The sequence below is a fragment of the candidate division KSB1 bacterium genome (genome assembly GCA_016214895.1).
Classification (GTDB): domain Bacteria; phylum Electryoneota; class RPQS01; order RPQS01; family RPQS01; genus JACRMR01.
Map to the genome: position 1 here is coordinate 43,511 of JACRMR010000025.1, position 16,215 is coordinate 59,725.

Genomic DNA, 16,215 nt, shown 5'->3' on the forward strand with positions numbered 1-16,215 from the left:
TCGCTGTAACGCTTTTTTAATTATGCATTTAGATATGAAGTCGTGAACCACCTGCGCGCACGAAGGCCTTGATTTTCAGGTGGAAAACCCATAAATTCAAGGTCTTTCGCACCCATAGCTCAATTGGTAGAGCAACTGACTCTTAATCAGTGGGTTCCAGGTTCAAGTCCTGGTGGGTGCACCAGCTAAAAGCCCGTAGGTCAGTGACTTACGGGCTTGTTGTTTGGGTGCTCGTTGAACATAAGTTCCGATGTAAGTCCAATGTTTAGGAACCTGTGACAAGGATTTCGTCTACGAAACGTCTATATAGACGAAATAACTTCCGAGAATTTAGAGCACCCAGTTTTTCGTAAGGTTGACCAGACGGTTGGCCGCCCCAAGCTAAAAAGAAAGGGAGGTCCGAGTGATCGGTCTCCCTTTTCAGTACGGCAACTTGTCCACCGTTCGTGCAAGATGTTCTGGTGACACGTGGCTGTAGATCATCGTCACGGTAACGTCGTGATGGCCGAGGATCTCCTGGATGGATGCCAGGTCGACACCCTTCATGACCAGATGGCTGGCGAAGGTGTGTCGCAGCGTGTGAAGCGAGACCTTGCCTTCGATCTTGGCGCGACGGACGGAGAGCAGAAACCTCTTGCCCAACGACCAGTAGTTGATCGGAAAGACGCGATCGCCTGGCAGTGCACTAACGGGTCGAATCGAGACCAGCATCGTATGCAGCGCGGGGTTAATCGGAATCACGCGGGACCGACCTGACTTCGTCTGAAAACCGACACGGTTCTGCACGGTGATCGTACGTCTCTCCATGTCCAGATCGGACCAGCACACATTCACGATCTCGTTTCGCCGCATGCCGGTCCAGAGGGCAAAGTTGACAACGTGGAGCAGTTCCGGATCATCGGCAATCTCAACACGCAGTCGTTCGACTTCCGCTTCACTCAGGAATCGTGGATGCAGGTTCTTGGGCACGCGGTTCAGCCGAACCTTTGCTGCCGGGCTTTCCCTCAGTAGCCCCCGCTCCACAGCCCAGTTGAACGCTGCTTTCAGATGCCGCAACGCGACGTTCACGGAGCTCGGTTTGACCGTTTGAATTCGAACCGCACGGAAGCGCTCGAAGTGATCAGCAGTGATTTCGCCAAGCTTCGGGTTCCCTATAACCTTGAAAAAGGCCGCGAATGCGTCGCGCTCGGTCTCGGTCGTCTTTGCAGCTTTTGTGGTGCGTGAGTGGTAAAGGTAGTTACGCATCAAGTCATCGAGTCGAATGGCCTCCCCGCGCCCCTTGCCCCATCCGTTGAGCACTAGGTCGCGTTCAACTTCGGCAGCGATCCGCTTTGCTTCTCGCATGTCAGAAGTCTTGAGGTCAACGCGCTTCCGTTTCCCGTCATGGCTGATATCAAGATACAGTACGGTCGGACGTCCCTTCGTGATGCGAGAACGGATAATCACAGACATACTATTTCAACAACCTCCTCATTGTATTCGTGGTTAGTTCATCAGTTGCTCGGTGGCCTGATCGAACCCAGTTGTCAAGTTCGTTCCTGTCCAGTCGAATCAGGCTCGAATCTGGCAGGTAGTGCCCTGGCATCGTGCCTTCGCGGACATACTGGTAGACGCGCGATCTCGAGATGCCGAGGTAAACGGCAACTTCTTCTGGCGACAGCCAGCGCTTGGGGTCCGCTGACACCCTGGTTCGCAGCTCGCGCAGCATCGCCATCACCTCCTCGTGTTTGAGATCTTGTGTCGTCGACATCTTCTTATACCATAATTACAATCCCTCCAGCCGGTGAGCTCTTGCCGGCTTGAGGGATTTTATGTGGAGGTATCCTACGGACAGAGTCGTGGATACTCGAGAAAATACTTGCCGCCGGCTTTGATGAACTTCCCATACTCGTCCTCCGGATCACGATCCATTAGAATGGCCCGACACACAATGAGTACGAGATTGCGATGATCAACCAATTCACGACACCAGACAGCCCTTCGAGACTGAAACAGGTCTCCTATGGCTGCATTCCACGTCGACGCGAACTGATCTGGCAACCGGACCGGCACATTGTCCTTAGGCTCGAATGATCCGGCAGTTGTCACCGCGGCGTCGCAGATCATCATCGCATCGTTGGCAATTTGGTGGCCGCAACCAGGAAATTCATCAGTACAGTATCCCGCTTGCACGTAGATCCCGTCTACTGCCCACTTCTTGGCCGATATAGGGAGCACGTTCCATAAGGCAGCCTGCTGAATTCCGGTGCCAACCACATAAATGTCCGGAAGCCTTTCAAAGAGCTTTACCAGATGGCTGGTAGAGTGTAAAGTCCTCATAATACTGTCGTTCATGTCAGTGTTGAGGCGATCGCCGCAGGCTTGAAAGTCATGTGGGCCTGCACCGGGATCACCCATCAGAAGAATTGACATGGTGACTTCGTCAATTGCAGGTAGTTCGAACAATCGCTCGTACTCGGCCTGCGACAGATTAAACGGGTTTGGCAGCTGTGCCATTTTATTCCTCCATTGTTAGGTTGTTAGTGCTTGACTCAATTTTCGACACGAACACCCCAGGTGCCGTCGCTGATGCCGTCTGATCTAAGGATCGGGACGAACACCTGGGGTGTATCGGGCGCCCCTACTCGGGCTCTTCGTTAAGCAGGCGGTCGAGTTCAGCCTTGTCCTTCGCGAAGTTTTCCTTCTGACTTTTCAGACTGGCTTCCAACTGAGCCAATGTCTTCTTAGCGCGGGATTTCTCGTAAGGAGTTGGGGCGTCTTCGACTTGCTTCTTTGCGGCGACAATCGTGGATTCCTTGGCCATGATGAGCCCTGGAGCGCGTTCGGTCCGTGCCTTCACGAGACCCATCGATCTTCCACCAGTGCTCTTCGTCCTGGCGCGCCGAGCGGCCTGCTCAATCTTCGTCAGCAAAACGGTCTGAACGCCGGCATCGTAACGTTCTCGGTCTACATACTCGAGACCGGCCACGAGAATCAAAGCGCCGAACTTCTTTGCCGCACGTCGCAAGGTTTCAATGTCGGGGATACCAATCTCCTCGGCAGCCTTGCGAATCGGCAATACTGTTGATTCACTCATTTGTGAACCTCCATATTTGTGTGTAGTCTGGCAGTTAACCGATTGCCGGATTCCGGCCTGTCAACACCATGCGATGACGGGGTTCGCGTTCGACAACAACTACCTCCTTTCCATCTTGTCTCCTCATAGACTAGTTTTCTTATAGGGGTGCCGCTACAATCGCTTCCAAGATCATCGGCCGTCCCAATCGCCGATTCCGTCTACGTAGGGGTGGATCCATGCCCCCACGTAGTATGGTTTTCTTATAGGGGCAGCCATCAGGCCCGGCTGTTTCCCACTTGTTTTGGTCCCAAGCCCTCAGCAATCAAGACATTGCGCAACCTGCCCAACGCTCCTTCTCTTCCGTCCTTGCCACGCAGGATCTCGAAATAGCGCGGTTGGCTAATGTTCATGATCTCCGCCGCTTCCTCCTGTGTCATCTTCTCCATATGCAACTCGACCGCTTGCTTCCATCGAGGCGGCAGGTCGTCCAATGCCATCATGGCCTTGCTTGGTTCCACCTGTTGACCAGGTGCATCTTCATTCTCGCAGTCAATTTCGTCGAACGGTGCTTGCCAATTAGGATCGGCGAGCGCCTCGTCTTCGGAGATGGGACGTTGATGCAGTGCCTCCCAGTCGGTGAACAGTGTTTCGTTTTTCGCAATTCCTACAATGTCGAATCCATCCCTTGCTTGAATCTTCTTCCGTTTCAAAATCATCGCCGTACCCCTTAAGCTTGGGTGTACGGCTACCGGTAGCCGATTTGTTAAGGCGTGGCCACACCTGGTGAAGCGAGAATAATCAAGTCTCGCGAACACAAAAGTACCAGTTTTAGATGACGAAGGCAGTATCGCTAAGTCTCCAATGGTTAGCCTAACCACATCCCAGATATAGAAATGCCCAGCATTTGCCGGGCATTTAGAAGAAACAGTAGCAAGTTATTCAATCAAGCGGGCCCAAGTAATCAGTTAGCCATTCCAGTTCCTCGGGCCAAAGTCCATACGAATTCCTGGGGGAGCTGAGGACAGACTTGGACAACCCAAGATCGCTCATGTAGTTCTTAAAGCCAACGTGATTCGCCGCTTCAGCTCCGCCTGGTTCGTCCGATTCATCACGACTGATAAAACCGAGTTCAAGCAGCAAGGTGCGATAGTCCTTCCTTCTTGATTTTACGAGCTCGTTATAGGCGACTATTACCCGCCGCGCGACTAACATTCGTTGTATTCTCTCGGGAGCCTCGCGGGTCATATACTCTCGGAAGGTGACGCCTCGCACGCCCTTGTCATATTGGATCTTTGTCAATATGTCGGATGCGATTCGAGGCACATCTGTTTGATGCCGCTTCCAGATCGCGGGGTTACGTCTTGCAATCTCGTAGTCAGACAAGTAGGATTTCTTCCATGTACTGGTTATGGCCGGCGGGAGAGGTACCTCAACGATATCCGGATCGGTCGCTTCTATACCTTTTTGAAGGTTGTGCATAACTTCACCTTCATTCAACATTACTTTCAAGAACGAAGTCACAACGCCTGGGTTTCCGAACGCAAGCTTGATCGTCATCCCTTCAACACTTTTCCGGTCGTCAAGTGATCGCCGGTGTCCAGCGCTGCGAAGCTCATTCCAAACGACCCAAATCAAATCGTCCATCTCATGTGTGAGTAGCTCGAGTCCGAACGGTATGATCAGGACCGTGGCGTACGAACTGCCGTCATTTCCCCATATTATTGAATTCAGCGCCTTGCGCAGACCTTTTTGTACGTCACTCACCATTACTTCATACTGACCGTTTTCTGTTCGACGCAACAGCGGCACAAAACAATATGTCACGCCATCTGTCGACTGGCTGCGCACAAATCGCAAATTGTCCGGTAATTGCTCGTCCTCAGTCGGACCATAAGCTAAATCCGAAGCATTTTCCCCGCGAGATCGGATCCATCCATTTGTTGCAAGCTCGGGAGCGTCAAAATTCATGCGACTATCCGCCGGTAGAATGTACAACTCGTAACTCTTGATGTCCTGACTGAACCAGACGCTCATCGAAAGCTGCAGCCTAAAGTTCGGCCATTCAAGCTCATAACTGAACGGTTGGTCGTGTTGCACCATGTATTCGGTCACTAACTGGTGCACAAAGCTCTGAGGTCCGATTGAATCGATGAGTTGAATCACTTCTTCGCTTCTGCCCCTGAGTGAGCCATCGTTTACCCAGCTGCAGAGCAAGTCCCTTATTTGTTGCTCAAACCACTCCATTGCAAACGCTCCTACGTTGGGTGACAAAAATGTTATCTCCATTAAGACTATTGAGAATCTACTGAATCTAATGGAATAATGCATCCCCTAAACGGGAGAATTCAATTTAGCTCCAAAGTGAAGAAATATATGGCATAAGATGGTGGAACACATTGTGGATAACGAATTGATCACCTAACTCAGTGAGGAAGGTCGCCGTGAAAATCAAGGTCTTGTGCCTCGGCCGATCGGCCAAGGAAATCGAGGTCTCGCCCGAGACCACCGTCGAGCAGGCAATCCAGCAGTCCGGCTTCCCCAAGGACTCCAGCTACACCCGGCATGTCAACGGCAGTCCGGCCTTCGATTCAGACATCTTGTCGGAGGGAGCGGTATTGACCCTCGTGCCGCAGGTCAAGGGAGGCTGCAGGTCTTAAGCAGCTACCCACCAACGAGAGGGCTCTGGTCGTAACTGGCTGGAGCCCTCTTTCGTTGGGAGATAAAGATGATCGAACAAATCAAAGACCTGCTGCGATTCTACTCGCAGCGCTATCATGTGCCGATCGACCTGCTGGTCGAAGCACACCAGATCGATGCATGGGATCGGAATGGGCTGATCGTTGCGATGCCGATGTCTGGGCCGGCTGAATTGCTTCTGGGAGAAGCAATATTCCACTTCGACCCAGAATTTGGACTGAAGCTGCGCGGTGATCTGCTGGTGCAGAATGCCCAGTCCGTCGGTCGCAGCGGCAAGACGTGGCTCGCGTTGCATCTGTGCCCGGTGAACGCATCTGCAAGCGCATTCGTTCGCAATGTGATCGATCAGCAACTGCCCAGGATGTGTCGGGAGTACAGGCACGAACAGAAAGATGCTCTCGTCGATGCAATTGCATCCTGTGTGCAGGATCGCAAGCGTGAGTTGCAATCAAGCCTGCGCGAAGATCAGTACGAGCTCGAGCGGCTCAGTCTACAGCTGATGCAATTGTCGCGGAAGATTGAAAGCGACCGGCAGATTCTGCGGCTGTTCGAGAAGTCGGCGGAATGGATCAAGGCTCGTGCGATTCGGACGTACGTTGACCTGCTAAAGCTGGTGCCGGGATGCTATCAGCACTTTGTCATCGACGAGGAAAGCATCTTTGGGACAACGCATGAGATCGCAATCACGTATGATGATCACACCTACGTTTTTGACCCGTACGAGATCGAGATCAACATGCGAACAGGGAAGCTGATGATCCGAGGCGGGACCAACGTGAACGACTATCTGCACCCGCACATTTCGTCAGACTCCGTTTGCTTCGGAAACATCGGACACATGGTCAGCAGGATGACCGGCGAGCTGGATCTGTTCGGATTGTTCCAACTCGTGCACACGTTTCTCACGACGTATAATGCGAGTGATCCGTATCAACGCATCGAGAAGTGGGACCCGAGTTGGGAAGAAGAGTGCGACGATGACGAACCGTACTGCTCTTGGTGCGACGACTATGGTCACGAGATCTGCGATTGCGAATCCTGCTAGTGGTGTGATCACTGTAACGAACATGTTGACCATGAAGAAGAAGACTGTCCAAACCGTCCTAAAGTCGAAGAAACGGAGGAAGCCGATGCAGTGGCAGACGAACAAGCAGCGTGATCCGGTCAAGCTGCCGATCAAGATACAAGTGGATGCCGTTGCGATGCAGAAGCTGTGGCTCTGGACTGATCAGGCTAAAGGCGAAGTCAGTGCGTTGGGTCTGGTCGACGAGCTTCGTGATGCTGAATCTGGTGTGCTGAACGGGCTGCTCGTGACCGACTTCCTCCTGACCAAGCAAGTCTGCAGCATGGATGAGACCACGATGGATCCCGCAGGTGTAGCCGAGCTGCTCATGGATCTCGAGTCTCGAGATGTCGACACGAAGAAGCTGCGCTGCTGGGCACATAGTCACGGCGGCATGTCTGTGTTCTGGTCGGGGCAAGATGACCAGTGTATCGAGGGACTGGCGAACGGTGAATGGCTACTTAGCCTCGTTGTGAACAAGCGGCGCGACTCGATCATGCGCTTGGATCAGTACCATCCCGCGCATTTGTACATGTCTGATTGCGTCTGGGAAGTGCATTATCGAACAGCGGACGGTCTGGCTGAAGCATGCTTTGCGGAGTTCAAGTCACAAGTCACGGAGGCCTCCGGATTGCTGATGCCGAACCTTCGTTCGGGATTTGATCACATTGCTGATTTAAAGTCTGCACACGAACGCGGCAGTCTTACGGACGAAGATCTGCAGGAGGAAATGTCGTGGTGCGGCTTGTCCATGGAAGACTTCGATGAGGTGCCATGACCGACGATCGATTCCTCCGCCAATCGGATGTCCTCGATGCCAGCAAGGTGAGCCAGTTGGGGATTACCCTTATCGGATTAGGATCCATTGGCAGCGTAACGGGTTTGGCACTTGCGAAACTCGGCGTGGTGGGGCTAACTGCATACGATGCAGACTTTGTGGAAAGCCACAACTGGTCGAATCAGATGTATTCTGACAGCGATATTGGCTCTCTGAAGGCCACAGCATTCACTATGCTGCTTGAAACGTACGGAGGTCAGACACCCAATGCTGTGCCAGCTCGCTTCGCTGAACAGACGCTGACCGAGATCGTGATCTCCGCAGTTGATTCGATGGAGAGTCGCAAGTTGATATGGCGTGCAGTTCGCGAGCAGTCGCAAATGCGATTGTACATCGATTCTCGCATGGGTCTCGAAACACTCGACGTCCATGTCGTGCGGCCGCAGATCAGGGAGGATCGTGTTCGATACTCCGCGACATTGGTCTCCGACGCGGAGACCCTGCAAGAGTCTTGCACTGCACGATCTGTCTGCTACACGCCGCTGATGGCGGCCAGCATAATCTGCAATCTGATTCGGCGTTACGTGAACGACGAGCAACTGCCGTCGCGAGTTATCCTCGATCTCGCAACATTCACGTTGCTGACGATTCCCCAATGAATCACAACCTGAAAGGACAATATGAACGGACCTCGAACCGGATGCAAAATCGTCGATGCCGTGTGTGGCATTGCGGATCGCATTTGCGGAAATGACCGGTCAAGCGATGACGACGAGTAGCATTGCTACTTGCTGGATGCACGAAGCCCACAGGAAATCCCGTGGGCTTCTCTTTTAGCTATGAAGTTGGCGTTGGCACTATCGAATCAGAACCATCTTCTTCTGATCGGTGAACTTGCCGGCTTTCAGCTGGTACACATAGACGCCGGACGCTACAGTTGAGCCGCCCATGTTCTTGCTGTCCCAGAGGATGTTGTAGGCACCCGCGGGGCGCATGGCATCAACCAGCGTCGCGACTTCTTGGCCGAGGATGTTGAAGACTCTGAGCTGAACCTGCGCAGCCTCGGGTAGGTCGAACCGGATCTCCGTGTTCGGATTGAACGGGTTGGGGAAGTTCTGGTAGAGCCAATACTCAGTAGGCAAGACGATCAGTTCCCTGGCAGGATCGTCGAATTCAGAACCCATGGCGTCCAATGTAGATCCAATCCCAAAGGATCGGAGTCGAAAGATCCCATCCTCGGAAACTGAGATTAGCACAAGTCGTCCAGACGCCTGACGAATTCGCACCAGTTGTTCCCCGGGTACCAGATCCTCGACTTCAGCATCATAGCGGATTGAGCTATTCAACGAGTCGAATGTAGTCCAGCAGAGGAGCTTGAGCTTTGCCCAGTCATAAACCACGACTCCCACGCCAGGCATCAACGTCACGTCCCGCGGGTACATGTAGAGGGAGTCATCAGCTACGCACCAAACACTGGAGTGCCTGTAGATTCGTGCATTGGATTCGCGAGCAGTCAGGTGATCAACCCGGCTATTCTTTGTATCGACGACGTATAGGTGCGCAGTCCCGGTACTATCGACGAATCCTGCGATGTCACTGATCCAGCGGTAGCTCCACGGAGATACGCCCCACCTGCCGTAGGTAGAGAGAACGGCTCCGCTGGTGTCGACTCTGACAATTCTGCTATTCGTCTCATCGAGCACAAAGAAACTTCCCACGCCCCAGTACACTCCAACCGGCCGTCCCAGCATCGGACTCGATACAAAGTGGGAGAGAGTTACTTCTCCGGTCGAATCAGAGAAGCGATAGAGTGCCAGGCGACTCTCCGCGGCATCGGCGACAACCAGAAAGTCTGTGACCGGATCAAAGTACGTTCCTCGTTTCATCTGACACATAGCCCTCGGCATGCGGAGCGGATCTGTTGCTCCGGGATCATCACCGGATGAAACGACATCAAAGTAGTGAAGGCTGTCGGTGGTGGTGACTCGGAACTGGATGAAGTGCGGTCGGCCACCATCGAGAACCACGATGCGATAGTCGTAAGGGGACAGCCGAATGACCTCGATATCCAGTGGATCCTGGAATCCGAAGTCCGTGGAGTCCGAGCTTGCGATGAACCACTCGTCGCTCAGCGCGTCCAATCCAGGAATACTGAAGAAGTCACTCTCTTGGACGAAGTGCAACTGCCCGAAAGCAGCACGCACCCAGAGCAGGAGTAGTGAGACGGCGAAGATTCTTGTATTCATGGCGACTCCCGAAGTCTTGACTTGGTCACTTCTATCCACCCCAACTTGACAACTCACCGCTCGTTCCGGGCGGCGTCCTCCTGAAGCCCGCGGCGGATCACCTGATAGAACTCTTCATATTTCTCGAGTGTCACGCCGTGACTCCGCGGAAACCAAATCACTTGCCCCGTCGTCTGGTAGAGCGTATCCAAATAGAAGAGCGCGAGGTCGAAGCGACCGAGACGCTCTGCACAATGCCTCGCCTGCTCAAAGCCCAAGGTACCCACCATGTCTGCCGCAAGCTGAGAATCCGCGATGGCGATTCCCGCGGCGAAGTCGCACGCGTGCTGCGCAAGCCAGATCCGGCTACCCACAACCCACAGGGTGTCATCCCGCGAACACGGAGCCACGACATCAAATCGAAGGTCATAGTTGCTCGGCACGCGACCAAACTCCGGCGTCTCGCAATACCCGCGAATGTACACGGTCTTCCCGCCAAGCTCCGCCGGGACAACCGCCGTAAAGTGAAACGTGCGAAACTCATACGACATGTATGCACTCCACGGCTGGCCTGCCGCCCACAAGCTGTCCTGATAGAGCTGATCGCGGGTGACGATCGGCCGCAAGGAGAACCGTTCGCGTAGCGCCGGATCGGCGCGAAAGCCCGCGCCGCCTGCCAGACTGAACTCGATGTCCACGCCCTCCGGCCAGCCGCGGATCAGTCGGAGGGATGAATCCACATTGGCCTCGGACGGATACAGCGTGTAACGGACAATCAAGTCGAGCGACGTTCCGGCCAACCGTGGGTGAACTCCGCCGCCGCAATCCCCCCCCGGGCCATCTGGCGTAACCTCGGACACCACCACCGACATGCGATCCGCACTTGGCAGCGCCCAGACGTTCGACCAGGTCACTACCGCAAGCAGGAGCGAGAGCGCGGCGCGGGGCAGCGACAACGATATGAGCGCGATTTGGATCATCATGGCCTGGCCCGTAGATCGTAACCCTCGGTGGCGCTGCTGCTCCGCTACCGCGGCCCGCCGGCCGCATCTTCGAGGAGGTGAGAGCGTATGCTAATGTACTCCTCTTGCCATTGTGCCGGCGTACGCCATCCCGTCGGAGCCCACTCTGTCTTGCCGGTAGCGCGATATAATGTGTCCAAGTAGAATATGCTACGGTCGTAATCGCCCACCTGAGAAGCGCAATACCGCGCGAACTGAAGGCCGAGAGTCCCAATCATTCCTACTTCGACGAGAGAATCGCCGAGAGCGATTCCTTCCGCGAAGTCACTCGTGCGATATGCCATCCGAACCCGGCTCCCCAAGATCTGTAGAGTGTCTTCGCGAGAACATGGGGCAACCATGTGATAGACACGGTCGTAATTGCTATGCTTACGTCCGAACTCGGAGGTCGTATAGTAAGCACGGGCGTAGACAGTCTTCCCGGCTAGCTCTGGAGGAACTACCGCTGCAAACTGGAACTCGCGGAAGGAGGACCAATGACTGGAGTCCAGCTGCCCAAGCGCGCGAAGGCTATCGTCTTTCAGTTGCTGGCGGCTGAAGAATGGACGCAGTCGAAAACGCTGCTGAAGGATCGGATCTGAACTGAAGTTCTTCCCCCCGGCCCAGCTGAACTCGATTTCTACGTATGCGGGCCACCCCGGGTCGAGCCGCAGGAACGGGTCAGCATTGGCCTCAGTTGGCATGAGATAGGCACTAATCACGAAGTAGAGTGAACTGCCTGCAAGAATCGCATCAATCCTGTCTGCACAGTCCCCATCCCCGCCGGGGGCAGCTACCTCCGCAAGCACTACCGAAACATCCCGCGCCGACGGTACCGCGCTGCAGGCGAATTGGACAACCGTGGCTAGGGCAAACGTGAAGACTGCATTGATCGAGACCCGCCGTATCGCATCGCTCGCAGACCAGAGACGTGACCATTTCACGGACGGTACCTCCGTTGAGTATCGCAACTAAATTGATCATGCCGAAATCCCCAAGCGGAATTCCCCGAGCCGTTGGCGTACTGTGTGATCCACTGTGCCCAACTGTCATCGTCATTGGGAATCGTTCCCAGCGGGTTTTTCAGGAAGCAACCGTCGACATTCCCCGCGGTCTGAGGGACATGGTCATCGATGTCGAGTGCGTGTCCAAGCTCATGAAGCAGAACTCGCTGGAGGAGTATTTCGCGCACTTGTTGAACTTGATTGCCTTCCAGATTGCTGTGTTCGCTCCAATCTGTCACCCGGTCGTCAATCAGGTTAACCAGCACCCCGATCTCAACGCAACCCGCGCTCCCCGGGAACGCGTCGCCCGTACGGATGACACGACCGTATTCGATCTCGGGGTCACCAGTACGACGAAGCGGGATCACCGTCTGTTGGGGGCGAGGGACGATGTCGCTATTGGGAAACCCCGGGGGCAAAGGGTACAGCGGGCGTGGCATCACGGCGTAGGCCACCGCCGTCCACTGGTCATCCGCCACGCTATAGTGCTGCTGCTTGGTATCCAGGAAGTACTGGATGCCCGCTGACGTCTCAAAAGAATCGGTCAGCGCGGCCAACTGGGCTGCATCAGAACTGAGGAGAATCAGATCGCCGCCAATAACCGACGGAATCACCTCATTCTGGAACCATGGATCGCTCAAGTAGGAGAAGCTGAGGACATTCCCCATGTCCGTGACAAACATCTGCGGCCGAGTGTGATCGAGGCTTCTCCAACTGAAGGGATCGGTGGCAGTAATGACACCCCGATACTCTTCCCACCGCGTCAAACCGTCGAGGTCGGAATCATCACTTGCCCAATCCACATCGTCGTGCCATTGATCGTATCCCAGCGGGAGCTTACAGCTTTCCAATGCAGAGCCCCCATCCGGGGGGCGGAACTCCGCGGACCTGATACGCGTACCGTCTTCCGCGATTTCCCAGACACTGATTTCCATCTCAGCCGCGTAGTCGAGCACCAAAACACGGAATTCAATTGGGTCTTCCGTGGCTTCACTGCTGATCATCGTGGACTGCCCAAAGTCCTGATGATCATTCAAAGGAGTCTCCCATCCCGCGTCAGCGACCATGACCGCGTCCAGATACTGATCCTCTTCCTGCGGTACCGCCCAGTTCATGGCCGCGCCTTCGTACATGGACGGCTTGCAAACAACCATCCATCGGGCTGGGTACCGAGGCGTGAGGCGGAACGACAACGTCTGCCCGTACATTGGCCGGTAATCAGCATAGGTCATCGACTCAGGCAATTGACCGATTTCAAAATAATTCACGCGGCGATCCACCGCGACTTCGCCCAAGACTGTTCCGAAGCCGTCCGTGAACTCAAGCCTCCACAGCGAGTGAGGTTCAACCTCCAACACGGGTCCGGCGCACCACTGGCCGTAGAATGGCAGGGCAGGGATCTGGCCGGGTCCGGGATAGACATAGACTCCTGGAAGATCGCGTTGTTGACCGTCTTGCGCCTGGTAAAGAGTTATGCTCTGATTCTCCAGGCAGGATGTATGGTTGCCGGATGCGTCCACGTTGTCAATATCTACCCTGACCTCAACAGATGGCTCTGTGTGATGGTAGGCGTACAGAAGCAGCCCCACCTGATCCGAAGGCCGTACGAATGAAACCAGATGACGACAATCATTGCCTGAGTTCGGGTCAAAAGCTCCAAGCTTGCCAATACCGCTCGGCCAGTCCGTAAACTGACCCACGATACTCTCGCAATCCAGATCCAATTCCGTTGCGTTAGCGACGAACTGTGACCACATCCCTTGCGCACTAACCTGAACCACTGACTGAACGAGTTGTTCAAACGTCTCGGTGTTCCACTCCGGCGGCCCAGTGAAGGCTTCCGCCTCAGCGTTTGGATCTACCAACGTTCCGTTGTCTATCAGATCTCGGAGGTATTCAAGATAGCCACCAGACGGGTCATCATAGAGTTCCAGAACGTGTTCACGCCAGCTTGCGAATGCGGGGAAGGGTTGCCGATCTGGCTCGTCGCACTGTTGGAATGCAAACGTCGGACACAGATCCGGGCGGCCGGGATTCGCAATGAACGGCGCGACTCGCAGTTGAAGATCGAACTCGAAGGGTCCCCGATCTCCGCTTCCAGGAGTTACGTACCACACGCCTTGGTTAGGTCCTGTAGAAACCCGCGCGACGCTGACTTCGATGTCCTCAGGGAGCGGCACCTGCAGTTCGTAGCGGAGCACATTCTCGAATAGCCAACCGCTCGACGTACCGTTATCGCAGTTTTTTCCAGGCAAGGCGGGGCATTCTATCTGTGGATCGACGACGAACGCATCGTCAACGTTGATCGTACCGGGCTGTACGGACCAGTCTCGTGGCGTCACTTCAACATCCAGCCGAAGGCCCGTCTCCGCTACGTTTCGACCTTCCATGTACGGCCATTCAGAGCCGCTTCCCCAATTCACGAAATAGACGGAATCCAAATACACGTGCCCGTTCTCCACCAGCTTTCCCTCCCACTCGAGTCCATCGATGACTTCCGCCTTCCCAATATGAACACCATCGGGATCTCTGATCAATGAGGAAGTTCCCTGGTACTTTCGCACGAATGCCAGCGGGTATAGCGGACCCTCGACCGGGAGGATTCGCAGTGAATAGCTCCCTTCGGTCCCGCGCATCAGCGAGTTCGGGCCCTCAATTCCCACCTGCGTGTTATAGACTCTCTCTACGGCCATGAATTCCTGGTAATAAGCCTTGAGAGGCAAGTATTCTTGTGGTGGAATCGTCACGTCGCCGGGGAGGTACCAGTAAGCGGGGTAGCGTTCAAACTCATTGAACTGGTATCTGAAGCCGCCAACATCAATGTAGTTATCCAACGAGAGCCAAGCGGGGTCATATGAGTCGTCAAAACTCAATTCCACGAGTTCCGGCGGATCAATACAGAGCGGATCATTGAGCTTACGCTTCAACACCAGGATCACTCGCTCCCGCATGTCCTGGTGCTCGGTACGGGCGTTATAATGTTCGACTATCTGATTGTTCGCGAAGTATAGATCCACGACGGGATTGCACTGTTTTAGCAGTGAATCGAGATTCAGAGAATCGAGATACTCTCCGTCATTCGGGCTCAAACCCGGAGGTAGCCCGTTCCATGTTACGAACTGGCAATCCGAACCCAACTCGCACATCACGGAGATCTTTCCTCCACAACGTGTTTCCATATATACGCAATATTGATTGTACGAGTCGCAACCATCGGTTGATCCCGGGACATGCGACACGCACCAAACGTCGTAATACCCGGGAGTAAAGATGTTGCAGTAGCCCGCCACACATGGAGGGTTGGGGCGGAAGTAAACACCCACTACTGGTCTCGCACAGTCGTCAAGGTGTGGGCAGTATCCGCACGCTGCTTCGCATTCCCACTCGGCCGACGTAGCGACGAAGTACCGGGCAATAAGAATGTCGGCCATCGGTCTGTGAAACTGAAAGTTCACAATGGCATGGTAATCTGTGCGACCACTCTGGGCGGCAGCGATCTGGAAATCAACTGTCGGAGCGACGCACGCCCACAACAAGAAACACCTCGCCGCGGCACGCAGCAAGGTGTCGATGGTGGTTCGTCGATCGGTAGGCCGTCCGTCAGGAATGGATAGAATGTTCGGCAGGAAGGATGTCAGGGCAGGCATGTCTACCTCGCTTCCAAGGTTCCCCAAGTGATCTGGAGGTAGTATAGCATGGTGAATCGAAAAAGTCAAGTGAAACAGGTAACAAGAGCGACCTGTAGCCACGGCTGGACCGCTTACCACATTGACGGCAATGTGACAAAGCGACCGGGATAAGTTGTTGTTTTCTTGTATCGAAGCCGGCTTGAATGCGAATCAGAATTCGCGCCAAGACCGATTCGTCACACCCTGTGTGCAAGGATTAGGCAGACGCATGAGAGCTTCTCCTCTTCGTTGCGAAGGCGGGGCCAAGTGCATGTGAACCTGCTCCGAAGCGGTCACCCCGGCGGTCATCGCCGGCTTTCTATTCTGGCATAAGAAGGTGATGACCGTCATCTTTAGTTAAGGAGTCACCCTGTGGCGTAGAATGCCTCCGGTGCTGCTCTGCGAAGCCGGACACGCGCTTGCGAGGCTATTCACACGCATCCGACGACGCTGGCGTAAAACAGAGGAGCAGGTGTTGGCCTGCTCTGTTACGTATATTGGTACGGCGTGCTTCGCTTCAATGCTGACGTAGATATGCCGCTGCAACTGCTGGTGGGAGGCTATTACCTACGCCGGGATGTAGTAGCTGCTACATCGATCAGCAGCTGAATAATCGCGGCTTTTCTTTAGCTGTCCCTCGACCGATGCTACCAAGCCGCTTCCAGCACAAAGAATACGTCTTAAGTAGTCTGCTACCGGCTAAAAATCAGGTGGTTTTTGC

At 54.5% G+C, this 16,215-nt stretch carries 13 protein-coding genes and 1 tRNA gene; 5 read left to right on the plus strand and 9 right to left on the minus strand.

Going from position 1 to position 16,215, the window contains the following annotated elements:
* Positions 1 to 108: 108 nt before the first annotated feature.
* Positions 109 to 184 (plus strand) — tRNA-Lys (locus HZB60_12285).
* Between the two features lie 236 nt (positions 185 to 420).
* Here HZB60_12285 and HZB60_12290 read toward each other — a convergent pair.
* From HZB60_12290 to HZB60_12315, 6 genes are all read right to left on the minus strand, one after another.
* Positions 421 to 1,344 carry a tyrosine-type recombinase/integrase gene (locus HZB60_12290; protein MBI5060544.1) on the minus strand — a complete coding sequence of 308 codons (924 nt, stop codon included), beginning with the start codon at positions 1,342 to 1,344 and terminating at the stop codon, positions 421 to 423.
* 109 nt (positions 1,345 to 1,453) lie between these two features.
* Positions 1,454 to 1,708, minus strand: a complete 255-nt coding sequence (locus HZB60_12295) for a helix-turn-helix domain-containing protein (GenBank protein MBI5060545.1) — start codon at positions 1,706 to 1,708, stop codon at positions 1,454 to 1,456.
* Between the two features lie 116 nt (positions 1,709 to 1,824).
* Entirely contained in the window at positions 1,825 to 2,496 is a 672-nt protein-coding gene (locus HZB60_12300; protein MBI5060546.1) for a hypothetical protein, read from the minus strand.
* Positions 2,497 to 2,620: 124 nt separating this feature from the next.
* Positions 2,621 to 3,076: a hypothetical protein gene (locus HZB60_12305; GenBank protein MBI5060547.1), complete on the minus strand. Its 456-nt coding sequence runs from the start codon at positions 3,074 to 3,076 to the stop codon at positions 2,621 to 2,623.
* Positions 3,077 to 3,333: 257 nt separating this feature from the next.
* Entirely contained in the window at positions 3,334 to 3,768 is a 435-nt protein-coding gene (locus HZB60_12310) for a hypothetical protein (protein MBI5060548.1), read from the minus strand.
* A 229-nt stretch (positions 3,769 to 3,997) separates the two neighbouring features.
* Positions 3,998 to 5,302: a hypothetical protein gene (locus tag HZB60_12315; protein ID MBI5060549.1), complete on the minus strand. Its 1,305-nt coding sequence runs from the start codon at positions 5,300 to 5,302 to the stop codon at positions 3,998 to 4,000.
* Between the two features lie 197 nt (positions 5,303 to 5,499).
* Between HZB60_12315 and HZB60_12320 the strand changes: the two genes are divergently transcribed.
* The 4 genes from HZB60_12320 (at position 5,500) to HZB60_12335 (ending at position 8,255) form a co-directional block, all read left to right on the plus strand.
* A complete protein-coding gene (locus HZB60_12320; protein ID MBI5060550.1) occupies positions 5,500 to 5,715 on the plus strand; it encodes a hypothetical protein in 216 nt (71 codons plus the stop codon).
* Between the two features lie 68 nt (positions 5,716 to 5,783).
* Positions 5,784 to 6,800 (plus strand): hypothetical protein, encoded by a 1,017-nt coding sequence (locus tag HZB60_12325; protein ID MBI5060551.1) that lies wholly within the window; start codon positions 5,784 to 5,786, stop codon positions 6,798 to 6,800.
* 31 nt (positions 6,801 to 6,831) lie between these two features.
* Complete coding sequence (locus HZB60_12330; GenBank protein ID MBI5060552.1) at positions 6,832 to 7,596, plus strand: hypothetical protein; 765 nt, start codon at positions 6,832 to 6,834, stop codon at positions 7,594 to 7,596.
* Complete coding sequence (locus HZB60_12335; GenBank protein MBI5060553.1) at positions 7,593 to 8,255, plus strand: ThiF family adenylyltransferase; 663 nt, start codon at positions 7,593 to 7,595, stop codon at positions 8,253 to 8,255. The genes HZB60_12330 and HZB60_12335 overlap by 4 nt, the downstream gene beginning before the upstream one ends.
* Positions 8,256 to 8,453: 198 nt before the next feature.
* Here the strand turns inward: HZB60_12335 and HZB60_12340 are convergent, their stop codons facing one another.
* From HZB60_12340 to HZB60_12350, 3 genes are all read right to left on the minus strand, one after another.
* Positions 8,454 to 9,842, minus strand: coding sequence for a T9SS type A sorting domain-containing protein (locus HZB60_12340; GenBank protein ID MBI5060554.1), 1,389 nt, complete (start codon positions 9,840 to 9,842; stop codon positions 8,454 to 8,456).
* Between the two features lie 53 nt (positions 9,843 to 9,895).
* Positions 9,896 to 10,804, minus strand: coding sequence for a hypothetical protein (locus HZB60_12345; GenBank protein MBI5060555.1), 909 nt, complete (start codon positions 10,802 to 10,804; stop codon positions 9,896 to 9,898).
* 958 nt (positions 10,805 to 11,762) lie between these two features.
* The gene (locus HZB60_12350; protein MBI5060556.1) at positions 11,763 to 15,473 is read right to left on the minus strand and encodes a hypothetical protein; all 3,711 of its coding nucleotides are present in this window, start codon (positions 15,471 to 15,473) and stop codon (positions 11,763 to 11,765) included.
* Positions 15,474 to 16,215: the final 742 nt, after the last annotated feature.